Source organism: Paraburkholderia sp. CNPSo 3272, assembly GCF_024206495.1.
In the GTDB taxonomy this organism is placed as follows: domain Bacteria; phylum Pseudomonadota; class Gammaproteobacteria; order Burkholderiales; family Burkholderiaceae; genus Paraburkholderia.
Genome location: NZ_JAMBPQ010000009.1, coordinates 18,453 through 39,723, shown reverse-complemented (window position 1 = coordinate 39,723; position 21,271 = coordinate 18,453). Strand labels below are relative to the sequence as shown.

The 21,271-nt window shown below is 64.2% G+C and carries 19 protein-coding genes; 12 read left to right on the top strand and 7 right to left on the bottom strand.

Annotation, left to right across the window (positions count from 1 at the left end):
- Positions 1 to 59 precede the first annotated feature (59 nt).
- Complete coding sequence (locus tag M3I53_RS13665; protein WP_069266065.1) at positions 60 to 461, top strand: PaaI family thioesterase; 402 nt, start codon at positions 60 to 62, stop codon at positions 459 to 461.
- Between the two features lie 105 nt (positions 462 to 566).
- On the opposite strand, the gene M3I53_RS13660 is transcribed toward M3I53_RS13665, so the two are convergent.
- The 3 genes from M3I53_RS13660 to M3I53_RS13650 all read right to left on the bottom strand — a co-directional run bounded on the left by M3I53_RS13660 (position 567) and on the right by M3I53_RS13650 (position 3,397).
- Positions 567 to 1,361 (bottom strand): ABC transporter ATP-binding protein, encoded by a 795-nt coding sequence (locus tag M3I53_RS13660; protein WP_254316456.1) that lies wholly within the window; start codon positions 1,359 to 1,361, stop codon positions 567 to 569.
- Position 1,362: 1 nt separating this feature from the next.
- Positions 1,363 to 2,259, bottom strand: a complete 897-nt coding sequence (locus tag M3I53_RS13655) for an ABC transporter permease (protein WP_254316455.1) — start codon at positions 2,257 to 2,259, stop codon at positions 1,363 to 1,365.
- 148 nt (positions 2,260 to 2,407) lie between these two features.
- Positions 2,408 to 3,397: an ABC transporter substrate-binding protein gene (locus tag M3I53_RS13650; protein WP_254316454.1), complete on the bottom strand. Its 990-nt coding sequence runs from the start codon at positions 3,395 to 3,397 to the stop codon at positions 2,408 to 2,410.
- 1,013 nt (positions 3,398 to 4,410) lie between these two features.
- On the opposite strand from M3I53_RS13650, the gene M3I53_RS13645 reads away from it, so the two are divergent.
- From M3I53_RS13645 to M3I53_RS13625, 5 genes are all read left to right on the top strand, one after another.
- Complete coding sequence (locus M3I53_RS13645; protein ID WP_254316610.1) at positions 4,411 to 5,535, top strand: branched-chain amino acid ABC transporter substrate-binding protein; 1,125 nt, start codon at positions 4,411 to 4,413, stop codon at positions 5,533 to 5,535.
- Between the two features lie 135 nt (positions 5,536 to 5,670).
- Positions 5,671 to 6,597 (top strand): high-affinity branched-chain amino acid ABC transporter permease LivH, encoded by a 927-nt coding sequence (livH, locus tag M3I53_RS13640; protein ID WP_254316453.1) that lies wholly within the window; start codon positions 5,671 to 5,673, stop codon positions 6,595 to 6,597.
- 7 nt (positions 6,598 to 6,604) lie between these two features.
- Positions 6,605 to 7,888, top strand: a complete 1,284-nt coding sequence (locus M3I53_RS13635; protein ID WP_254316452.1) for a high-affinity branched-chain amino acid ABC transporter permease LivM — start codon at positions 6,605 to 6,607, stop codon at positions 7,886 to 7,888.
- Positions 7,885 to 8,655, top strand: a complete 771-nt coding sequence (gene livG, locus M3I53_RS13630) for a high-affinity branched-chain amino acid ABC transporter ATP-binding protein LivG (protein ID WP_028203113.1) — start codon at positions 7,885 to 7,887, stop codon at positions 8,653 to 8,655. Before M3I53_RS13635 ends, livG begins: the two co-directional genes overlap by 4 nt.
- Positions 8,655 to 9,356: an ABC transporter ATP-binding protein gene (locus M3I53_RS13625; RefSeq protein ID WP_254316451.1), complete on the top strand. Its 702-nt coding sequence runs from the start codon at positions 8,655 to 8,657 to the stop codon at positions 9,354 to 9,356. Before livG ends, M3I53_RS13625 begins: the two co-directional genes overlap by 1 nt.
- Before the next feature lie 96 nt (positions 9,357 to 9,452).
- On the opposite strand, the gene M3I53_RS13620 is transcribed toward M3I53_RS13625, so the two are convergent.
- Positions 9,453 to 10,664 (bottom strand): helix-turn-helix transcriptional regulator, encoded by a 1,212-nt coding sequence (locus M3I53_RS13620; RefSeq protein WP_254316450.1) that lies wholly within the window; start codon positions 10,662 to 10,664, stop codon positions 9,453 to 9,455.
- Between the two features lie 360 nt (positions 10,665 to 11,024).
- Between M3I53_RS13620 and M3I53_RS13615 the strand changes: the two genes are divergently transcribed.
- Positions 11,025 to 11,627 carry a DUF4337 domain-containing protein gene (locus M3I53_RS13615; RefSeq protein ID WP_254316449.1) on the top strand — a complete coding sequence of 201 codons (603 nt, stop codon included), beginning with the start codon at positions 11,025 to 11,027 and terminating at the stop codon, positions 11,625 to 11,627.
- A gap of 4 nt (positions 11,628 to 11,631) precedes the next feature.
- Here M3I53_RS13615 and M3I53_RS13610 read toward each other — a convergent pair whose 3' ends face one another.
- Positions 11,632 to 12,126, bottom strand: a complete 495-nt coding sequence (locus M3I53_RS13610) for a hypothetical protein (RefSeq protein WP_254316448.1) — start codon at positions 12,124 to 12,126, stop codon at positions 11,632 to 11,634.
- A 132-nt stretch (positions 12,127 to 12,258) separates the two neighbouring features.
- On the bottom strand, positions 12,259 to 12,741 hold the full coding sequence (locus M3I53_RS13605; protein WP_375542521.1) for a DUF2501 domain-containing protein: 483 nt from the start codon (positions 12,739 to 12,741) through the stop codon (positions 12,259 to 12,261).
- A 657-nt stretch (positions 12,742 to 13,398) separates the two neighbouring features.
- Here M3I53_RS13605 and M3I53_RS13600 point away from each other — a divergent pair.
- Positions 13,399 to 14,634 (top strand): transposase, encoded by a 1,236-nt coding sequence (locus M3I53_RS13600; protein WP_254316447.1) that lies wholly within the window; start codon positions 13,399 to 13,401, stop codon positions 14,632 to 14,634.
- 59 nt (positions 14,635 to 14,693) lie between these two features.
- On the opposite strand, the gene M3I53_RS13595 is transcribed toward M3I53_RS13600, so the two are convergent.
- Positions 14,694 to 16,214: a mannose-1-phosphate guanylyltransferase/mannose-6-phosphate isomerase gene (locus M3I53_RS13595; protein ID WP_254316446.1), complete on the bottom strand. Its 1,521-nt coding sequence runs from the start codon at positions 16,212 to 16,214 to the stop codon at positions 14,694 to 14,696.
- Between the two features lie 498 nt (positions 16,215 to 16,712).
- On the opposite strand from M3I53_RS13595, the gene M3I53_RS13590 reads away from it, so the two are divergent.
- The 4 genes from M3I53_RS13590 to M3I53_RS13575 all read left to right on the top strand — a co-directional run bounded on the left by M3I53_RS13590 (position 16,713) and on the right by M3I53_RS13575 (position 21,260).
- Positions 16,713 to 18,092 carry an undecaprenyl-phosphate glucose phosphotransferase gene (locus M3I53_RS13590; protein WP_254316445.1) on the top strand — a complete coding sequence of 460 codons (1,380 nt, stop codon included), beginning with the start codon at positions 16,713 to 16,715 and terminating at the stop codon, positions 18,090 to 18,092.
- 77 nt (positions 18,093 to 18,169) lie between these two features.
- Positions 18,170 to 19,585, top strand: coding sequence for a UDP-glucose/GDP-mannose dehydrogenase family protein (locus M3I53_RS13585; protein WP_254316444.1), 1,416 nt, complete (start codon positions 18,170 to 18,172; stop codon positions 19,583 to 19,585).
- Positions 19,586 to 19,638: 53 nt separating this feature from the next.
- On the top strand, positions 19,639 to 20,088 hold the full coding sequence (locus M3I53_RS13580; RefSeq protein WP_254316443.1) for a low molecular weight phosphotyrosine protein phosphatase: 450 nt from the start codon (positions 19,639 to 19,641) through the stop codon (positions 20,086 to 20,088).
- Positions 20,085 to 21,260: a polysaccharide biosynthesis/export family protein gene (locus tag M3I53_RS13575; RefSeq protein WP_133180213.1), complete on the top strand. Its 1,176-nt coding sequence runs from the start codon at positions 20,085 to 20,087 to the stop codon at positions 21,258 to 21,260. The genes M3I53_RS13580 and M3I53_RS13575 overlap by 4 nt, the downstream gene beginning before the upstream one ends.
- The last annotated feature ends 11 nt before the right edge of the window (positions 21,261 to 21,271 follow it).

The window sequence follows — 21,271 nt, the reverse complement described above, 5'->3', positions numbered from 1 at the left end:
CATTGCGGCAGCCACCCTATAATCAATCGCATCGCCCGATAATGCAAGGAAGACAGCGTATGTCGCAATTCGCCGTGGACAATCCCTTTCTCGAAACGCTGGGCGTGAGCGTCGCGCAATGGCGCGAGGGCTACGCGGAGCTCGTGATGCCCATCGACGCCTCGAAGCTCAATCGCCAGGGCGTGCTGCAAGGCGGCGCGATTGCCACGCTGCTCGACGCCGCGGCCGGTTACGCGGGGCTCTTCGCGCCGGTTGGCGACCCGCCGCGTCATGGCTTCACGCTCTCGCTCACGACCAACTACCTCGACAAGGGGCTTGGCCAGTTCGTGCGCGCGAAGGGGTTTCTGGAGCGCGGCGGCCGCTCGATCTTCTTTGCGCGCGCCGAGGCGTGGGTGGACGACCGCCTGCTGATCGCGAGTGCGCAGGGGACCTTCAAGTACTCGTATCCGAAGAAGGCATGACCGAAACGCCGCCCATTTGAATCGGTATCCGAAATAATTTCGCTGAAAAGCAGAAGCCCGCCGCTTCGACTGAAGGGCGGCCTTTTTAACGCTGGGCGCGGACACTTACCCCAGCAGCAGCGCGTCGTCGTCGAGCTTCTCGTGGCGGGTCTGCTCGAACATGCGCAGGAGGTCCGGCACGTCGAGGCCGCGGCGCGCATCGCCCGAAACGTCGAGCACAACCTGCCCCTGGTGCAGCATCACCGTGCGCTGGCCGTAGTCGAGCGCCTGGCGCATGCTGTGCGTGACCATCATGGTCGTGAGCTTCGCCTCTTCCACGATGCGTGCGGTCAGCTCCAACACGAACGCGGCTGTTTTCGGATCGAGCGCCGCCGTGTGCTCGTCGAGCAACAGGATGCGCGAAGGCTGCAGCGACGCCATCAGCAGACTCACCGCCTGGCGCTGGCCGCCCGAAAGCAGGCCGATGCGATCGGTCAGGCGTTTTTCGAGGCCCAGATTCAGGAGGCGCAGCTTCGCGCGGAACAGCTCGCGATCCTGCTTTTTCAGCGCGGGGCCGAAGCCGCGGCGCTTGCCGCGCGCCATTGCAAGCGCCATGTTTTCTTCGATGGTGAGCGCCTCGCAGGTGCCGGCCATCGGATCCTGGAACACGCGTGCGACGAGATGCGCGCGGTCCCAAGCCTGTTTCTTCGTGACGTCCTGGCCGTCGATGGTGATCGTGCCGCCATCCACCCTCTGGTCGCCGCTGATCGCGTTGAGGAAGGTGGACTTGCCCGCGCCGTTCGAGCCGATCACGGCCACGAACTGGCCGCTCGGGATTTCGAGCGTGAGGCCGCGCAGCGCGCGTGTTTCAATCGGTGTGCCGGGGTTGAAAGTCAGTTTGAGGTCTTTGGCGCTGAGCATCTCATGCCCTCCCGTTCTTGCGGCCGAACAGCTTCTTGCGCGTGGCGGGCAGCACGAGCGCGATTGTCACGAGCACGGCGGTGACGAGATTCAGGTCCTGCGCCTTGAGGCCGATGAAGTCGCTGTTGAGCGCGAGCGCAATGAAGAAGCGATAAAGGATCGCGCCGAGCACGGCGGCGAGCGTGGTGAGCATGAGCCGGCGCGCGGGCAGGATGCTCTCGCCGATGATCACGGCCGCCAGCCCGATCACGATGGTGCCGATGCCCATCGAAATGTCCGAGCCGCCCTGGGTTTGCGCGAAGAGCGCGCCGGCCAACGCGACGAGCGCGTTGGAGAGCGCCATGCCGGCGAGTGTCGCGCGGCCGGTGGCGATGCCCTGCGCGCGCGCCATGCGCGGGTTCGCGCCCGTCGCGCGCAGCGCGAGGCCATATTGCGACGAGAAGAACCCGTCCACGCCGAACTTCGCGGCCATCACGACGACGAGGAGCGCGATCGGACGCAGCACGTAGTCGGGAAGCCAGGCGGGCTGGATGATCGTGAATACCGTCGATTCGGAAATGAGCGGCACGTTCGGCGCGCCCATCACGCGCAGGTTGATCGAATAGAGCGCGATCATCATCAGGATGCTCGCGAGCAGATCCATGATCTTCAGGCGCACGTTGAGCCAGCCGGTGATGAAGCCGGCGATGCCGCCCGCGACAATCGCGCAGGCGGTGGCGAGAAACGGATCGTGACCGGCCGCGATCAGCGTGGCGGCGACGGCGCCGCCCAACGGGAAGCTGCCGTCGACAGTGAGGTCGGGGAAGTTGAGGATGCGAAACGAGATCAGCACCCCGAGGGCCACGAGACTGAAGATCAAGCCGATCTCGAGCGCGCCCAGAAGCGAGTAGAGGGACATTGGGAAGAATCCTGTTGCGGTCTGCGGCAGCGGTGCGCCGGAGTCGACGCGCGGCGCACCGCCGGGATGGGGCGGCGCGCCGTTGCGGTGTAAGTGGCCGTTATCTGGCCAGGCAGTGTGCCTGCGTGCGATGCGCCATGCCGGCGCCTTACTTCACGACCGTGGTCGCGTCTTTGAGCAGGTCGGCGGAGAGCGTCGCGCCTTGCTTTTGCGCGGCGGCGGGGTTCACGAACAGTTGCAGCCTGCTGCTGGTTTCCGAGGCGATCGCGCCCGGCTTCTCGCCCTTGAGAATGCGCACGACGACCTTGCCCGTCTGGTGGCCGAGGTCGCTGTAGTCGATGCCGAGCGCCGCGATGGCGCCGCGCTTCACGCTGTCCGTGTCGGAGGCGACGAGCGGGATCTTCGCGTCGTTGGCGACCTTCACGAGCGCCTCGTAGGCCGAAACGACGTTGTTGTCGGTGTTCGTGTAGATCACGTCGACCTTGCCGATCAGGCTCTTCGCAGCGGGGCCGATGTCCACGGTGCGCGGCGCGGCGGCTTCCTTGAGCGTCATGCCCTGTTGCGCGAGCAGTTCCTTGAGCGCCTTCACGACGACGACCGAATTCGCTTCGCCGGGGTTGTAGACCATGCCGACGGTCTTTGCATTGGGCACGACGCGCTTGATGAGCGCGACTTGCTTGTCGAGCGGCAGCTTGTCGGAAACGCCGGTCACATTCGTGCCGCTGGGCGTCCACGTCTTGACGAGCTGCGCGGCCACCGGATCGGTGACGCCCGAGTAGACCACGGGCACGGACTTCGTTGCGGCCACAACGGCTTGCGCCGAAGGCGTCGCGATGGCAACGATCGCGCTCGGGTCGTCGCCCACGAACTTGCGGGCGATCTGCGCGGCGGTGCCCGTGTTGCCCTGCGCGCTCTGGTATTCCCACTTGAGGTTCTTGCCGGCGTCGTAGCCCGCGGCTTTGAGTTCGTCGCGCACGCCGTCGCGGATCGCGTCGAGCGCGGGGTGCTCGACGATCGACAGCACTTCGACGGTCGCGGTTTCGGCGGCGCGCGCGGCGCCCGAAGTCAGCGCGAGCGCGGCGGCGCCGGCGATCAGGGAAAGGGCGGCGGCGATGGTTGCCTGCTTGAAGGTCTTCATTCTGTTTGATCTCCCCCGAGTGCTGGGTTCTTGCGGTTTTTTCGATCTGCTCGGTGCGGCGTCGCCGGCTTCACGCGTGGCGCGAGAGCACGCGGCATGCGCTGTAGTGGTGCATGCGGGCGCGGCGAGGGAGCGAGGATACCACCGTCTATTGCGAGGCTGGAACGCGGTGGAAGGGCAGTGAGGCGGGCGCGCCACGGTGTCGCGCGGACTAATTCAAAACTGCTCGATCCGATTATGAGAAAAATGCGTGATTCGGTGGGAGTCTTCTCGGTCTCGGATTGGGCGTCGCAAAGCGTTGGTGATGCGCTACTTTCAGCGCAAGCTAGAAAAGTATTGAAAACTTGATTTTAAGGTTTTCGTAATATTTACGCTTTCAAATCAATGGTTTGGCGAATTTTGCATTTAGGGTATTCCCGGTATCTCCGTAACGCGTCGAATAACTTTACTGTGATAAATAAATAACCTGGAATTCTCTCGAAATATGCGATTCGTCGATCAGATTTCGTTGAAATTAAAATAATGATTGAGAGCGCGTAAAATCAGGAAATTCAGTAATTCCGTATGCCCGCGCCAGCCGGTCATCCCGACGCAGTGGACGCTCCGCCATCCATATGAAAGGCTATTTTTATGAGCGTTTTCAAGTCCTTTCCAGCATGCCCTCCATTGACCGATGCCAAAACTCAACTCGATATCCGAAAAAACCCTTGGTTGCTATGAAATGGGATTATTGGTAGCATCCGCGGGTCGCTGATTCGGGCCGGTCCACCTTTCCGGTATGAATTGCAGCGAACGGGGCAGGCGGAATGCTTGCGCAACAGAGTCTGTAACTCAGCAGTCTCTCCGAACTCAGCCGCCTACCAGGGCGCTGATACACGCCGGGCCCCGTCACGTCTTTTTCTCTGGTGCTCGTCGTGGTTGTTCCCCATTGAAGCTCATTGGGGCGCTGTTCGTTTGCGCAGGTCATTCCGTCTGACCGGTTTGACCCGAAAACAATCGAGGAGCTCCTGATGATGCCGCTGTTCTCCCTTAACCGCTTTACCTCCGTTTCCGTGGCCGCCGCGCTGCTCGCATTCGGTGCAAGCGCAAACGCCGACACCGTGAAGATCGCCATTGCCGGCCCGTTCAGCGGCCCGGTCGCCCAGTACGGCGACATGGTCAAGGCGGGCGCGCTGACTGCGATCGAGCAGATCAACGCCGCCGGCGGTGTGAACGGCAACAAGCTCGAAGCCGTCCTGATGGATGACTCGTGCGAGCCGAAGCAGGCTGTCGCCGTAGCCAACAAGATCGTTTCGCAGCACATCCAGTACGTGGTCGGCCACGTCTGCTCGGGCTCGACGATTCCCGCTTCGGACATCTACGAGAACGAAGGCGTCGTGATGGTCACGCCGTCGGCCACCGCACCGCAGCTGACCGAAGGCAAGAAGCGCCAGTTCATCTTCCGCACCATCGGCCGCGACGACCAGCAAGGTCCGGCGGCAGCCGCCTACATCATCAACAAGGTCAAGCCGAAGAAGGTCGCGATCCTGCACGACAAGCAGTCGTACGGCCAGGGCATCGCAACCTCGGTCAAGGCCGCGCTCGACAAGGCGCACATCCCCGTCGTCGTGTTCGAAGGTATCAACGCCGGCGATTCGGACTACTCGGCAGTCGTCACGAAGCTCAAGTCGCAGGGCGTGGACTTCGTCTACTTCGGCGGCTACCACCCGGAAATGGGCCTGCTCATGCGCCAGTCGCGTGAACAGGGCGTGAAGGCCACGTTCATGGGTCCGGAAGGCGTGGGCAACAAGGACGTGACGGCCATCGCCGGCCCGGCTTCGGAAGGCATGCTCGTCACGCTGCCGGCCGACTTCGCTTCGGACCCCGCCAACGCGAAGCTCGTGAAGGCTTTCGCAGACGCCAGGCGCGACGCGAACGGCCCGTTCCAGATGCCGTCGTACGCGGCAGTCGAAGTGATCGCCGACGGCATCGCCGGCGCGAAGAGCACGGACCCGACCAAGGTTGCGGCCTACCTGCACAAGAACGCGTTCAACACGCCGATCGGCAAGGTCGAATACGACGCACAGGGCGACCTGAAGTCGTTCCGCTTCGTCGTCTACACGTGGCACAAGGACGCCACCAAGACCGCCGCGAACTGATCCCGGCGCTGCACGCCGCGAACGCCCCGCCTTTTCGCGTGGCGGGGCGTTTTCATGGCGGTTGTGCGCGCAACTAAAAAGGGTTGGTACGGTTCCAAAGGTCTCTCATCGGCTTCACGGCCGCGGGGCTTACGCATGAATGATTTTCTTCCTCAGTTCACCCAGCAGCTCGTCAACGGGCTCACGCTGGGTGCGATCTATGCGCTGATCGCCATCGGCTACACGATGGTCTACGGCATCATCGGCATGATCAACTTCGCTCACGGCGAGATCTACATGATCGGCGCCTATGTGGGCCTCGTCACGCTCACGGCCATCGGCACCTCGGCGGGCTATCCGCTGCCGCTCGTGCTGGGCGCGGCGCTCATCGTCTCGGTGGTGGTCACCGGGCTCTACGGTTTCGCGGTCGAGCGCGTGGCGTACCGGCCGCTGCGCGGCGGGCCGCGCCTCGTGCCGCTCATCTCCGCCATTGGCATGTCGATCTTCCTGCAGAACTACGTGCAGATCGGGCAGGGCGCGCGCGACGTGTCCGTGCCGATGCTCATTTCCGGCGTGCTCGACTTCAACATGGGCGGCAACTTCGAAGTGACGATTCCGTACTCGCGCATGCTGATCGTCGGCGTGACGCTCGTGCTGATGATCGCGCTCACGCTCTTCATCTCGCGTTCGCGCATGGGCCGCGCGTGCCGCGCCTGCGCGGAAGACATGAAGATGGCGAACCTGCTCGGCATCGACACGAACCGCGTGATCTCGTTCACGTTCGTGCTCGGCGCCATGCTCGCGGCGGTGGGCGGCGTGCTGATCGGTCTCACGATCGGCAAGCTCAATCCGTATATCGGCTTCATCGCGGGCATCAAGGCGTTTACGGCTGCGGTGCTGGGCGGCATCGGCAGCATTCCGGGCGCGATGCTCGGCGGCGTGCTGCTCGGCCTCGCCGAAACCTTCGCCTCGGGCTACATGCCTGCGGAGTACAAGGACGTCGTGGCCTTCGGCCTGCTCGTACTCGTGCTGCTCTTCCGTCCCACCGGCCTGCTCGGCAAGCCGGACGTCGAAAAGGTGTGAGGTCGAAATGAGTCAGACTGTTTCGGTTCGCGTGGCCGCCAAAGGCGGACAACAAGGCCAGTCCTCGTCGCAAACGGTGAAAGGCGCGCTTGCCGCCGCCGTGGCGACCGTCATCCTCACGGCACCCATTCTCGGCCTGCAACTCACGCTGGATGGCTATCAGGTCGTGCTGCAGCAGCACTGGCGCCCGGTGTGGATCGCGGCCGCCGTGGTGTTCGTATTCCAGCTCGTCAAGCCGATGTTCTTGCGCGCGACGAGTCACGTGCGCTTGCCCAGGGCTCCTGCGCTCGGCGCGCGTCAGCAGCGCGTGGCGATCTGGGTGCTGCTCGCGTTCGGCGCGGTATTCCCGTTCCTCGGTTCGCGCGGTTCGATCGACGTGGCGACGCTCGCGCTCATCTACGTGATTCTCGGCCTCGGGCTCAATATCGTCGTGGGCTTCGCGGGGCTGCTCGACCTCGGCTACGTGGGCTTCTACGCGGTGGGCGGCTATACGTATGCGCTGCTCAACCAGTACTTCGGCTTCACGTTCTGGGAGTGCCTGCCGCTCGCCGCGCTTGCCGCGGCCACGTTCGGCTTCGTGCTCGGCTTCCCGGTGCTGCGTCTGCGCGGCGACTATCTCGCCATCGTCACGCTCGGTTTCGGCGAGATCATCCGCCTGCTGCTCAACAATCTCACGAGCATCACGGGCGGCCCGGACGGCATTTCCAGCATTCCCAAGCCCACCGTGTTCGGCTTCGAAATGGCCCGCCACGCGAGCGTGGAAGGCGCGAAGACGTTCAACGAGCTGATCGGCATCGAGTACAGCGGCGAGCACATGGTGATCTTCCTGTACCTGCTTGCGCTCGTGCTGGTGGCGTTCACGCTGTTCGTCACGAGCCGCCTGCTGCGCATGCCGATGGGGCGCGCCTGGGAAGCGCTGCGCGAAGACGAAATCGCGTGCCGCTCGCTGGGTCTGAATCCCACGCGCATCAAGCTCTCGGCGTTCACGCTGGGGGCGTCGTTCGCGGGCCTCGCCGGTGCGTTTTTTGCGGCGCGCCAGGGGCTCGTCACGCCCGAGTCGTTCACCTTCATCGAGTCGGCGCTCATTCTCGCCGTGGTGGTGCTGGGCGGCATGGGTTCGCAGCTGGGCGTCGTGCTCGCCGCGATCCTGCTCACGGCGCTGCCCGAAGTGGCGCGCGGCTTTGCCGAGTACCGCATGCTGATCTTCGGTCTGGTGATGGTGCTGATGATGATGTGGCGTCCGCAGGGCCTCTTGCCCGCGAGCCGTCCGCACGTGGAGTTGCCGCAATGAGCGCACAAGCGTTGTTGAAAGTAGCCGGCCTGCAGATGCGCTTCGGCGGTCTGCTGGCCGTGGACGGCATCGACTTCGATGTACGTCCGAACGAAGTGTTCGCGATCATCGGGCCGAACGGCGCGGGCAAGACCACGGTGTTCAACTGCGTGGGCGGCTTCTACAAGCCCACCGCCGGCGACATCGTGCTCGAAGGCCATGCCATCACCGGCCAGCCGAGCCACCAGGTCGCGCGCCGCGGCCTCGTGCGCACGTTCCAGAACATTCGCCTCTTCAAGCAGTTGACGGTGCTGGAAAACCTCATGGTCGCGCAGCACCTGAAGGTCAACCGCAACATGCTGAGCGGCCTGTTCGCGACGCCCGCGTATCGCCGCGCCGAACGCGCCGCGCTCGAGCGCGCCGCGTATTGGCTCGAGCGCGTGGGCCTGAAGCCGGTGGCGAACCGCGAGGCGGGCACGCTGTCGTACGGCCATCAGCGCCGGCTCGAAATCGCGCGCTGCATGATCACCGATCCGCGTCTGCTGATGCTCGACGAACCCGCGGCGGGCCTGAACCCGCAGGAGAAGGTCGAGCTGCAGCAGATGGTGGACGGCCTGCGCAACGAGTTCGGAATCTCCGTACTCCTGATCGAACACGACATGAGCCTCGTGATGGGCGTGTCGGACCGCATCCTGGTGATGGAGCACGGCAAGCCGATCATGATCGGCAAACCCGACGAAGTGCGCAACGACCCGCGCGTGATCAAGGCCTATCTCGGAGAGGACTGATGCTGAAGCTGGAAAAGGTCCATACCCACTACGGCGCGGTGCAAGCGCTGGCGGGCGTGTCGATCGAAGTGAACAAGGGCGAGATCGTCACGCTGATCGGCAGCAACGGCGCCGGCAAGACCACGCTCATGATGACCGTGTGCGGCACGCCGCGCGCTTCCGCGGGGAAAGTGACGTTCGAAGGCGAGGACATCACGCGCATGCCCACGCATGAAATCATGCGCAAGGGCATGGCGATTTCGCCGGAAGGCCGCCGCGTGTTTCCGAGCCTCACGGTGCTCGAAAATCTGCAGATGGGCGGCTTCTTCGCCTCGCAGCACGAGATCGATGCGGGCATCGAGCACGTGTTCAAGCTGTTCCCGCGCCTGAACCAGCGTGCGAAGCAGCGCGCGGGCACGATGTCGGGCGGCGAGCAGCAGATGCTCGCCATCGGCCGCGCGCTCATGAGCAGGCCGCGTTTGCTGCTGCTCGACGAGCCCACGCTCGGCCTCGCGCCGCTCGTGATCGCGCAGATCTTCGATATCATCCGCACGATTCGCGAAGAGGGCGTGACGGTGTTCCTCGTCGAGCAGAACGCGAACAAGGCGCTGCACGTGGCCGATCGCGGCTACGTGCTCGAAACCGGGCGCGTGGTGCTCGCCGATACCGCCGACAATCTGCTGGCCAACGACAGCATCAAGCGCGCTTATCTGGGCGGTTGATCCGTCGCACAGAAGATCGCGCTGCGGCCCGCGCCATCCGCGTTCATCGAACGTGCGATGCGCGGGCCGCTTCTTTTTGCGTCGACGAACGTCGACTCAATCCCCGCGCGCAATCGCAAGCTGCGCGATCAAACGCATCAGCTCGGCCTGGCGGCGCGTGGTGGTTTTCGCGAACACGTGATGCAGATGCGTGCGCACAGTCGAAGGCAGCACCTGCAGCGCTTCGGCCACGTCTTTCGGGTTGAGGCCCTTGCCGACCTCGCAGGCCACGCGCGCTTCCGCGGGCGTGAGGCCGAACAGCGCGATGAGACGCGTTTCCACGCCGCGCCGAGACGACTGCGGATCGATCACGATAAGCATGGCCTTGCCGGCGCGCGCGCCGTGGGCGAAGTAGTCGGCGTGACGGTGCTCGCCTAGCGGCGAAATGAGCGCCTGCAGCGGCTCGTCGGGCGGCTCGCGGGCGATCAGCATCGCGCCGCCGCTGCGCCCGCGCACATCGCGCCCGGCCGCTCGTGCGATCAGTGAGCGCAGCTGCTGGGTGGCGGCCGCCGTGGCGGCGCTGAGCGCGGCGTGTTCAGTGCGCAGACCATTTGCACGAGCGAGCTGCGCCGTGGCAGCGCGATTCGCGAACACGATGTGCGCGTCGGCGTCGACGATCAGCACGCCATGCGCGAGCGCGTCGAGTGCGTCCGCGGGGGCATCTGCGCTTTGATCGCGGGAGGCGAGGGTGCGGGCCGTGTGCCGCTGCACGCGCAAGGCATTGCGCAAATGCGGCAGCAGCGCGAGCAGCGCATCCAGTTCGTCTTCGCTATAGAAGCGCGTTTCGTGGCGCAGCGCGCCGAGCACGGCGGCCATGTCGCCTTCGCGCAGCACGTTCGCGAAGGCCACCGTGTAGAAGCGCTGCGGGCGCACCCACTCCTGCACGAAGGCGCTGCGTTGAAGGCTCCCCTGCGGGTGGATCATCGTGTCGGTGACGAGCGTGCCGGCGGCCCAGCGGCGCACCTGCGGCACGAGCGGATCGAAGCTGCCGTAGTGCTGCGCGTACGATTGGGCAAACGAAGCGTCGATGCCGTCCCACTCGGCGAGCGAGAACGTGCTTTCGGGCGGCAGCATGGTGAGATTCACGTGCTGCGCACCGATGCGTTGCGCAATGCGCGCGCACACACCCGGCCAGCGCTGCGCGTCGAAGCCGGCGTCGTAGATCGCGTCGATCAGGCCGCAGGTATCATCCGGCTCGCCGTACCGCACGCGCGCGCCGTGTGCCACAGTGTCGCTAGCCGCGGCCTGAGCGGCCGTGGTGGGCCCCATGATGGTCTCCAGGCTTGGAATATCAACGGCAGAAGGCCGCAGGGCGGCCCGCGCGAGGTTGCATATCGGGCCACGTGGCACTGCAACGACGCGTGGGGCGCTCAGGGCGCGAATCCACGTTTGCAAACGGAAGGCGAGAGGGATGCACTGCAACATCCCGGGGCCCCTATTCTGAATGAATAGACGATAAAACCTACGATTCGCTTTCGTCAGGAGAAATTTCGGGTTTCGTTACATCCGATGCCTGACGGGGACTGGACAAGCGCGCCGCGCTCACGATAATTGAGCGTCCAAACAGACGCGCCGCTCGGGGAAAAGGCGGTGCGCCAGTGAAAGTCAGAGAAAGCGGAGAGTCTTTGGATGTCTGAAGAGTACGAAGTGCATGGGCCGCACGACCACGCGGTCGAACACGCCGCGGCGGGCCACGGCGGGCACGGCGAGGGCGATCCGTTCCCGGGCCGCATCGCGGTGATGACGGCCATTCTCGCTTCGATCGGGGCGATCTTTGCCTACCAGAGCGGCAACAGCGAGAACCTGGCGCTCTATTACAAGAACGAAGCGGCGATCCGCAAGACCGAAGCCGCGAATCAATGGGCTTACTATCAGGCGAAGGGCGAGAAGCAGAATCTCGCGGAACTCGGCGCGCAGCTCTCCGCGCTCGCGCCGAATTCGGATGCCGCGCAGAAGCGCTTCGCCGCCGACGCCGACCGCTATCGCCAGCAGAAGGAGCCCATCCGCGCCAAGGCGGAGGCGCTCGAAAAAATCGTCGAGCAGGACGATGCGCTCAGCGAGCACGTGCTGCACGGCCATCATCGCTGGGCGCAGGCCACGACGCTCATTCAGATCTCGATCGCGCTCACGGCGATTACGCTGCTCACGCGGCGGCGCTGGCTGCTCAATACGTCGGTGGGCGTCGCGATCGTCGGGGCAGGGTTGGGCGCGTTGGCGTTCTTCGGCGGCTGAGCGCTCAACCGCCGCACACGATCGCCGTGAGCAGCAGCGGCACGACCGATTGCACGGTGGCGTCGCTGTTGGCTTCGCGCACGCGCGAGCGCACCTTCTCCGCGGGCGCGGACACGACCACGCCGTAGAGCGGCGAGGTGATCTCCTTGCCGGCGCCGCGCTTGAAGAGCGTGTCGTCGCGGTCGTAGCCGAGCACCACGTAAATGGGGAAGCCGAACGCGCTCAGGCGGGTGCCGCGTACGGGGCTGAACGCGTTGACCGAATTCGCTTCGACGCGGCTCGGCTCGGGCTCAATGGATTTTTCGTCGATGAGCGACGAAATGAACGTGTGGGGATCGGACTTGCAGTCGAACTGCTGGTCGTGTGTGGCGGATTGCGTGGATTGCGCATGCGCGGCCGCCGGGACCAGCAGGGCGGCAAAAGCGGCAAGGCCGCTCAGCGCGCTCCGCAGCGTGGCGGCCGGGAACGCGAATATCACGGAAGTGTGGTGCTTGGTCATAGCTACGAGCAGCAATGCCGGAAGACCGGTTGACTCCATTCGACAGCCGGACTTCGTTCGTGTTCAAAGCTTACGGCACATAAATTGCCCGGGCCGTGCGCCCGTGCACATCTGCATGCTGGGTCGGGGCGGCTAGAGCATCGACTTCGCCTGGCTCAGGATCTTGTCGCAGACCTGCTTCGTGGCCTCCTCCTTGAGGCCGCCGCCCGTGAGGTCGAGCTTCTGTCCATTGCCGGCCGTGAGGATGCCGCTCGTGCCCTGCGTATAGCCGCTATCCGTCGTGTTCGCGCCGCCGGGCAGCTTGCCGAGCAGCGAGTCCTTCACGTTGCTCGCGGCGTCGGCGTTCAGATAATTGTTCTTGATGCAGTACTGCAGGACGCCGGTGACATTGCCGAGACTGTTCGAGGTGAGGGAGGGCGCCGAAAGCGAGTTGCCGAGGCCGCCCAGATTGCCGAGCGCACCCTGTGCCGAACCGCTGTTGCTGCCGCCCTGGTTGAGCAGGTTGCCGAGCTGCGCCTGTGCGGCGCCCCAGGGGGCGAGCAGCGCCAGAGTCAGGGCGGCCATCAACGCCGTGGCGATGCGCGGCGTGGCGACCCGCGGAACAGTGGTTTGCATACACGAATCTCCATGGTGGTTCAGTGCGCCCTTACTATAGACGGATTCGTTTACCCGGCTTCGCTACGTGACGCCGCACGAGCGTTCGGTTAGCGGCAGTGCAACCGCTGCGAAGTGCGAGCGCCGGGTCTCGCGTGAAGGTTTCATGATGCATCTAATGATTTCATCGGGGTGTCATTTGTTGCGGGCACAACGATAATGCTGCAGAAGCAAACCTGAAGTCCGCCGGGACGGACGTGTCTTAAGTGGTATGCATGGGGTAGGAAATGCGTAGGGCTGGGATCGTGTGTCGGCGACGCAACGATTGAACCTGTTACAAGTGTATCTACGCTGTAAAACACCGCGTTTTCAGGCCTTTTTCGGCGATCTTTCCCGGTATTCAAGGTCGAGATTGTTTCGAACCGTAACACTTATTACGGCCCTCCTCATCGGCTGGTTTCAGGTGGTATGCTTCCTGCACAAATTCTCCCTTGCACGAGTGAGACCACGTGTATTGCGTCAATACAGTGAAAGAACGCACTGCCAGAGTGCGCATCGCGACGCAAATGAACACGTCATATAAGCATATGGTGCAACCGAGCTAGCCAACGCGGGCAACAAGATCCGCAGGCCAGTGCTCCGTCACTGCAGCCCCGGTCCGGCTGCGTGGAGAACAGCATGAATTTCGAAGAACTGAGCGACGACGAGTGGATGCAGGTGTCTTCGCTCGTGTCAGATGAACCACCCATCAGACTCAACCGGCGCGGCCGCCCTCGTGCCGAGCCGCGCGTCGTGGCCAATGCCGTCCTCTGGATTCTCACCACCGGTGAGTCGTGGTCGCGCTTGCCCGCGCGTTATCCGTCCGGGCCGACCTGCCGTCGTCGTTTCGAGGAATGGCACGGCAGCGGCACGCTGATCGAACTGGTCGATCTGCTCTCGCAGCGCGGCCGCAAGTTCGTTTATGTGCCGCAGCCGGCGCAGGCCGATGCGCAACCCGTTGCAGTCGCAGTCGAGGAAGTCGCCGAGGACGATGGCCAGCCGGCCGTGTTCTGGAAGAGCCCCGAAGCCTGGCAGGCGCCCGCTGCGCTCGCCGACGCGCCGCTTGCCGATCCCATGGAAAGCATGATGCGTCAGCTCGCCGGCGGCGAACCGGCATTGCCGGTTTCGATCGACGCGCCTGTCGTGTCGGCCGCAGCGAGTGCAGCGACTGTTGCGAGTGCGACGCGTTCGCAGAACGATGCGCCGTTCGCGCCATTCTCGCCTTCCCGCGTGAGCAAGCCTGTTGCGACTCGCGCGATGCCGCGCGACGCGTCGCATCGCAGTGCGCACCCGGCGGGCGGCGTGGTGCAGGTCGCAGAATGGCGCGGCTATACGATGAGCCTCACCGTGCAGCCCGTGCGCAACCGCATGTTCCGCGGGGCCGTGGAAATTCTCAAGGATGGCAAGCGCATCGAGCGCTCGGGCCTGATCGGGCCGCCGTTCCAGGATCGCGAATCCGCACGCAATTTCGCCTTCGACTGGGCGCGTGAATGGCTCGATCGCGAAGGCTCGGCGGAGTCCGCGTCCGGCGTTTCGTGGCCGGGTTCGCATCCGGCCAAACATGCCGCGTCGAAGGGCGCTGCACAGGGCGCTTCGCAACCGGCGTTGCCCGGCACCGCACCGCGCGCGCCCATCCAGGCGCCAGGCGTGACGCGCGGCGATCCGTCCAATGCCGCCGCCGCGCGCGCGTTGCCTCCGGCCGTGCCGGGCAGTGTGCGGCTCGCGCCGCTGCAAGCGCCGGTACAGCGTTACACCGCCACGGGCGCACTGCTGACCGGCAGCGACGCTCGCGAAGCCAATACGACGTCGTCCGGCACCGCCGAGCGACGCACTGACGGCACGACCGGAACGCGCTACCGCACGCTCTCGCGTTGATCCTGCAAGGCCGCGCGCGTGGTACGCGCGGCCGTCCTGCATGGCCCCTACTGTTTTCTTCACTGCCTGCCGTACTGATCGTCGAGACGCACGATATCGTCTTCACCGAGATACGAGCCCGACTGCACCTCGATGATCTCGAGCGGCATCTTGCCGGGATTTTCCAGTCGATGCGACACGCCGAGCGGGATGTACGCTGACTCGTTCTCCGAAACGATGAAGCGTTCTTCCCCGCGCGTGACAAGCGCGGTGCCGCGTACGACGACCCAATGCTCGGCGCGATGGTGATGCATCTGCAGCGAGAGGCGTGCGCCCGGTTCGACCACGATCCGCTTGACCTGGAAGCGCTCGCCGCTGTCCACGCTGTCGTAGTGACCCCACGGGCGATGCACGAGGCGGTGCGCCACGGCTTCGGTGCGGCGTTCCTGCTTCAGGCGCTGCACGATCTTCTTGACGTCCTGGGCGCGCGAGCGGTCGGCGACGAGCAGGGCGTCCGGGGTCTCGACGACCACGAGGTCCTTTGTGCCGAGGCAGGCCACGAGCCGGCCGTCCGAATGCGCGAAGGTATCGCTGGCGCCTTCGAACATCACGCGGCCGTGCGCGACGTTGCCTTCGTCGTCCTTCGGCGAAACCTGCCAGACGGTGTCCCAAGAACCGAGGTCGGTCCACCCGGCCGTGAGCGGCACGACCACGCCGCTTGCGACCGTCGGGTCGCCGGAGAGCGGTTCCATCACGGCGTAGTCGATCGAGTTCGAAGGCGAACGTGCGAACGCTTCGCTATCCACGCGGAAGAAGTCGCCGTCGGCCTTGCCGTGCTCGATCGATTCCGCGCAGGCGGCGTAGATGGCCGGATGGAAATGGCGAATCGCCTTGAGCCAGGTCGATGCGCGCACGATAAAAATGCCGCTGTTCCACCAGTAGCGCTGCGAGGCGACGTACTGCTGCGCCAGCTCGAAATAGGGCTTTTCGACGAAACCGTTAAGACGGCGTGCACCGTTGGGTTCGGCGTTCGCGAGCGGCTCGCCCACGTGAATGTAGCCATAGCCCACTTCGGGATGCGTGGGCACGATGCCCATCGTCACGATCTGGCCGTTCGCGGCATGACGCACGCCTTCGGCCACGGTGTTCTGGAACGCTTCGAGGTCGGCGAGCGCATGGTCGGCCGGCATTACCACGAGAATGCCGTCGTCCTGCTTTGCCACCACCGACATCGCGGCGATCGTGAGCGCGGGCGCCGTATCGCGGCCCACGGGCTCGAGAATCAGACGCGCCTGCTTGCCCGCTGCGCGAACCTGGTCGGCGGTGGTGAATCGATGTTCTTCATTGCAGACGATCAGCAATTCCTCTGCGAGCGTCACGCGCTCGGCGAGCGCGTCGAGTCGGCCCGCGGTGTTGGCCAGCAGCGACTGCTCGCCTACGAGGTTGATCATCTGCTTCGGATATTGCTCGCGCGACAGTGGCCATAACCGCGAGCCCGCGCCGCCCGCTAGCACCACAGGGCAGACCTGCAATGCACTGCGCGTTTCGGCACGCGTCTGCGACGCTTTTGCCGATGCAGTAGCGGAACCCGTATCCGTCATCTCGCTCTCCTGTAAAAGGTATCGGTGATGCGATTTGTAGCATGCTTAAAATCGTCATAAATAGATGCGTAAAGAAGAAAACGGAAAATATTCGAATTAAATTTAAATCACGCTCCCGTCATAGCGAAATTCAGATAAAAAATTCAATAAAAATTCCGCTGCCGGACCCGCCAATTTCTTGTCGGAACCCCAAATCAGTATTCCTGGCAGGAAAAATCTGCCGAAATGACCCGCCTCGGCGCCAATACGGGCGTGTGCTGCGGCAATCTTTGCCGACAAAAGTCGCCAAAAAATGGTCCGCAAGGGACGAAACAATTGGAGATACTTTTAAGGCTTGCGGCCGGAATTTTTATCGCGCCTTATTAGGGTTTATTCGGATCAGAATTCGCGACGCCAGACGTTTTTTGCGGCGACGCAGTCCCAGAAACTTTTTGAAGCGACCGGCCATGATTTGCAGTGCGTGGCCGCGATTCTTTTTTTAAACCCGAGGTGCCGGACATGCTCAGCGTTCTAGCCAGAATCTTCGACGTTGCCGCCATTGCCGCTGGAGCGCTGCTCGCGGCCGCCTTGCACCGTGGCCAGTTCGTGCCGCTCACCGACGCGGAGAGCGTGGCGCTCGCATTCAACTGCGTGCTCGCGATCTGGATGTTCCCGGCGTTCGGGATCTACAAGTCGTGGCGCGGCAAGTCGCTGTACGTTCTCTTTGCCCGCGTGTGCGCCGCGTGGCTCGCGGTGGAGGGCACGGGCATCCTGCTGAGCTTCAGCCTGCATCGCGCCGATTCGCTCTCGCGGCTGTGGCTCGCGTACTGGGTCGTCGCCTCGGTGGCCCTGCTGATCGTCTCGAAGGCGCTCGTGCACATGGTGCTGCGTGGCATTCGCCGCGAGGGCTACAACCAGAAGGCCGTGGCGGTGGTGGGCGGTCCGCGCTACGGGCGCTTCCTGATCGAGCACATGCGCTTTCATCCGGAAGCGGGCTTTCACCCGGCGCTCGTGTTCGACGAGGACAGCGACGCCGATGGCGCCGCCGCAATCGACGGCGTGCCCGTGGAGCGCAACCTCCAGGCGATGCTCGAGTTCGTGCGCAAGAACGAGGTGCGCGAGCTGTGGCTCGCCTTGCCGATCACCAAGGAGCGCACGATCCATCGCATCGTCACGGCCTTGCGCAACGACTTCGTGAACATCCGCTTCATTCCGGACGTGCGCAGCCTGTCGTTCTTCAGCCAGCCCGTGGTCGATCTGCTCGGCGTGCCGGCCATCAATCTCGCGGCCTCGCCGGTCACGGATCTGCGCGTGCTGCCCAAGCGCGTGTTCGACATCGTCTTCGCGGGCGGCGTGCTGGTCGCGCTCGCGCCGCTGCTGGCCGTGATTGCGCTTGCCGTGAAGCTCACGTCGAAGGGCCCGGTGTTCTTCAAGCAGCGCCGCAAGGGGCTGGATGGCAACGAGTTCGAAATCTACAAGTTCCGCTCGATGAAGGTCCATGCGGAAGTCGCGGGGCAGATCACCCAGGCGCGCCGCAACGATCCGCGCGTGACGCGCGTGGGCGCGTTCCTGCGCCGCACGAGCCTCGACGAGCTGCCGCAGTTCATCAACGTGCTCAAGGGCGAAATGTCGGTGGTGGGTCCGCGCCCGCACGCGCTTGCCCACGACGACATCTACAAGGATCTCGTGCGCGGCTACATGGCGCGCTATCGCATCAAGCCGGGCATCACGGGCTGGGCGCAGGTCAATGGCTTTCGCGGCGAAACCGATCGCGTGGAAAAGATGCGCGACCGCGTGCGCTTCGATCTGCACTACATGCAGCACTGGAGCTTCGCGCTCGACCTGCGCATCGTGGCGATGACCATGTTGAAGGGCTTCGCAGGCCAGAACGCATATTGAGGCGAAGCGAGTGCGCGCGATGCAGAGGTGCGCAACGTTTCGCGTGACATGAAGAATCAATCACTTGTGAGGTGGGCATGAATCTGACGATCATTGGCAGCGGTTATGTGGGTCTCGTGACGGGCGCCTGTCTTGCCGACATTGGCAACGACGTGTTTTGCCTCGACGTCGACGAACGCAAGATCGACCTGCTCAATCAGGGCATCGTGCCGATTCACGAGCCGGGACTGAAGGAAATCATCGAGCGCAATGTGCGCGCGCGCCGGCTGAAGTTTTCGACCGACGTGGAAGCGGCGGTCGCGCACGGCGACGTGCAGTTCATCGCCGTGGGCACGCCGCCCGACGAAGACGGCTCCGCCGACCTGCAATACGTGCTGGCGGCCGCGCGCAACATCGGCCGTCATATGACCGGTTTCAAGGTGGTGGCGGACAAGTCCACGGTGCCGGTCGGCACGGCTGCGCTCGTGCACGACGCGATCGCCTCCGAACTGCGCAAGCGTGGCGAGAGCCACATGTTCTCGGTGGTCTCGAACCCCGAGTTCCTCAAGGAAGGCGCGGCAGTCGAGGACTTCGCACGGCCTGACCGCATCGTGCTCGGCTGCAACGACGACGTGCCCGGCGAGCGCGCGAAAGAGGTCATGAAGCGGCTCTATGCGCCGTTCAACCGCAACCACGAGCGCACGCTGTACATGGACGTGCATTCGGCCGAATTCACCAAGTACGCGGCCAACGCCATGCTCGCCACGCGCATTTCGTTCATGAACGAGCTCGCGAATCTCGCCGACCGTGTGGGCGCCGATATCGAGGCCGTGCGCCGCGGCGTGGGTTCGGACCCGCGCATTGGCTACGACTTCCTCTATGCGGGCTGCGGCTACGGCGGCTCGTGCTTCCCGAAAGATGTGAAGGCGCTGATGCGCACTGCCGAGGATTTCGGCGAGCCGCTGCAGATCCTGCGCGCCGTGGAGTCCGTCAATGAAGCGCAGAAGCAGGTGCTCGCACAGAAGATCGTTACGCGCTTCGGCTCCGACCTCACGGGTCGCACGTTCGGCGTCTGGGGACTCGCGTTCAAGCCGAACACCGACGACATGCGCGAGGCGCCGAGCCGCACGCTCATCGCCGAACTGCTCGCGCGCGGCGCCACGGTCAAGGCTTACGACCCGGTTGCGACCGCCGAGGCGCAGCGTGTACTCGCGCTCGATCTCGCGCACTCGCCGGAACATCAGGCGCGGCTGTCGTTCGTGAACGACGCGATGGAAGCGGCGAGCGAAGCGGATGCCGTGGTAGTCGCCACCGAATGGAAGGTCTTCAAGGCGCCCGACTTCGAAACGCTCAAGTCGCAGCTGAAGATGCCGATCGTGTTCGACGGCCGCAATCTCTACGAGCCGTCCGCGCTGCAGGAACTCGGCATCGAGTACCACGCCGTGGGCCGTGCGAGCGCGACGCAGACAAGCCGCGCGCGCGCCGAAACCGCCGCAACGCAGGCAGTGGCCTGAGCGGTCCGGGGCTTCGTGCTTAGCGCCATGTAAAGGAAGGGAGTCACGCGATCATGATCAAGAACGTGCTCATCGTCTGCCACGCCAACGTCTGCCGCTCGCCGGCGGCGGAGCAGCTCTTTCGCGAGCGTCTGAGCGAACAGACAGGCTCACGGCCGGATTCGTTTCAATCGGCGGGCCTGCGTGCGCGCGATGGCGACGACATGGACCCCGTGATGCAGTGGCTCCTTGCCGAGCGCGGCGTGAAGGTCGGCGGGCACCAGTCGCGCCGCCTCACCAGCCGCCTCGTGCGCTGCGCAGACCTCGTGCTCGTGACCGAGCGCCGCCAGGTCGCCGCGGTCGAGCGCATTGAACCCACCGCGCGCGGCAAGGTGTACGCGCTCGGTAATTGGGAAAACTCTGATGTCAGCGATCCGCATGGACTCCATGAGTCCGCGTATCGCCAGAGTCTTGAATTGATGGATCGTATGGTTAAGGGATGGTTGAGCCGAATATGCCAATGACAAAACTGAAACTGACGGCGGTGGTCGCGTTGAGCGTCTTCGTTTCCGCGTGCGCGACGGCGCCCGGCAATTATCTCGACACGTCGAGCCTGAAAGAACAGCCGAACAACCAGCCGCAGCAGCAATTCAACGTGACGCTCATCACGCAGCAAGTCGTGCTGCAGCAGGCGCAAGCGGCCGCAGCCCAGCCGAAGGCGCCGCTGCCGCCCTCGAAGTTCTCGAGCGCTGCCGACTACACGTATCACATCGCGCCGCAGGACATTCTTGGCGTGACCGTGTTCGATCACCCCGAACTGTCGACGCCGCAGGGCTCGACGTTCTCCACGGGCGGCAACACGACGCAGACGGTGGGTCAGGCGCTCACGCAGCCGTATACCAACGCGCTGCCGGGCCAGGCCGACCCGTACGGACAGACCGTGGCCAAGGACGGCACGATCTTCTTCCCGTTCGTGGGCCGCATCATGGCCGCGGGCAAGACGCCCGGCCAGATCCGCGACCAGCTCGCGTCCGGCCTCGGCCCCTATGTGAAGAACCCGCAGGTGGACGTGCGCGTGCTCGCGTACCGCAGCCAGAAGGTGCAGATCACGGGCGACGTGAAGACGCCGGGCCCGCTCTCGATGAGCGACGTGCCGCTCACGCTGGTGGACGCCATCACGCGCTCGGGCGGCACGACCGACAACGCCGACATCAACCGGGTGCGCCTCACGCGCAACGGCAAGCTGTACATTCTCGATGCGAACCGCATGCTCGACGGCGGCGATTCGACTCAGAACGTGCTGCTGCAGGACGGCGACGTCATCAATATTCCGGATCGTTCGGATAGCAGAATTTTCGTGATGGGCGAAGTGAAGACGCCGCTGCAGACGAACCTGATTCGCGGCGACCTGACGATTGCCGACGCGCTCACCCAGGCGGGCGGCATTCTCGATACCGACGCGAACCCGCGCCAGATTTTCGTGATGCGCGGCATGAAGGACAACCCAACGCAGCCAGAGATCTACCGTCTCGACATGACCAAGCCCGACGCGATCATGCTTTCGTCGCAGTTCCAGCTCAAGCCGCTGGATGTGGTGTACGTGGGCACGGCCGCTTCGACGACCTTCAACCGTGTGTTGCAGCAGGTGCTGCCGACCATCCAGACCGTCTTCTATCTGAAGCAGATCGCGAAGTAAGCGCGTGATCG

Bases quoted from the DNA above. Each gene is read 5' to 3' on its own strand.
- M3I53_RS13665 (WP_069266065.1), top strand. From the start codon at position 60: ATGTCGCAATTCGCCGTGGACAATCCCTTTCTCGAAACGCTGGGCGTG.
- M3I53_RS13660 (WP_254316456.1), bottom strand. From the start codon at position 1,361: ATGCTCAGCGCCAAAGACCTCAAACTGACTTTCAACCCCGGCACACCG.
- M3I53_RS13655 (WP_254316455.1), bottom strand. From the start codon at position 2,259: ATGTCCCTCTACTCGCTTCTGGGCGCGCTCGAGATCGGCTTGATCTTC.
- M3I53_RS13650 (WP_254316454.1), bottom strand. From the start codon at position 3,397: ATGAAGACCTTCAAGCAGGCAACCATCGCCGCCGCCCTTTCCCTGATC.
- M3I53_RS13645 (WP_254316610.1), top strand. From the start codon at position 4,411: ATGCCGCTGTTCTCCCTTAACCGCTTTACCTCCGTTTCCGTGGCCGCC.
- livH (WP_254316453.1), top strand. From the start codon at position 5,671: ATGAATGATTTTCTTCCTCAGTTCACCCAGCAGCTCGTCAACGGGCTC.
- M3I53_RS13635 (WP_254316452.1), top strand. From the start codon at position 6,605: ATGAGTCAGACTGTTTCGGTTCGCGTGGCCGCCAAAGGCGGACAACAA.
- livG (WP_028203113.1), top strand. From the start codon at position 7,885: ATGAGCGCACAAGCGTTGTTGAAAGTAGCCGGCCTGCAGATGCGCTTC.
- M3I53_RS13625 (WP_254316451.1), top strand. From the start codon at position 8,655: ATGCTGAAGCTGGAAAAGGTCCATACCCACTACGGCGCGGTGCAAGCG.
- M3I53_RS13620 (WP_254316450.1), bottom strand. From the start codon at position 10,664: ATGGGGCCCACCACGGCCGCTCAGGCCGCGGCTAGCGACACTGTGGCA.
- M3I53_RS13615 (WP_254316449.1), top strand. From the start codon at position 11,025: ATGTCTGAAGAGTACGAAGTGCATGGGCCGCACGACCACGCGGTCGAA.
- M3I53_RS13610 (WP_254316448.1), bottom strand. From the start codon at position 12,126: ATGACCAAGCACCACACTTCCGTGATATTCGCGTTCCCGGCCGCCACG.
- M3I53_RS13605 (WP_375542521.1), bottom strand. From the start codon at position 12,741: ATGCAAACCACTGTTCCGCGGGTCGCCACGCCGCGCATCGCCACGGCG.
- M3I53_RS13600 (WP_254316447.1), top strand. From the start codon at position 13,399: ATGAATTTCGAAGAACTGAGCGACGACGAGTGGATGCAGGTGTCTTCG.
- M3I53_RS13595 (WP_254316446.1), bottom strand. From the start codon at position 16,214: ATGACGGATACGGGTTCCGCTACTGCATCGGCAAAAGCGTCGCAGACG.
- M3I53_RS13590 (WP_254316445.1), top strand. From the start codon at position 16,713: ATGCTCAGCGTTCTAGCCAGAATCTTCGACGTTGCCGCCATTGCCGCT.
- M3I53_RS13585 (WP_254316444.1), top strand. From the start codon at position 18,170: ATGAATCTGACGATCATTGGCAGCGGTTATGTGGGTCTCGTGACGGGC.
- M3I53_RS13580 (WP_254316443.1), top strand. From the start codon at position 19,639: ATGATCAAGAACGTGCTCATCGTCTGCCACGCCAACGTCTGCCGCTCG.
- M3I53_RS13575 (WP_133180213.1), top strand. From the start codon at position 20,085: ATGACAAAACTGAAACTGACGGCGGTGGTCGCGTTGAGCGTCTTCGTT.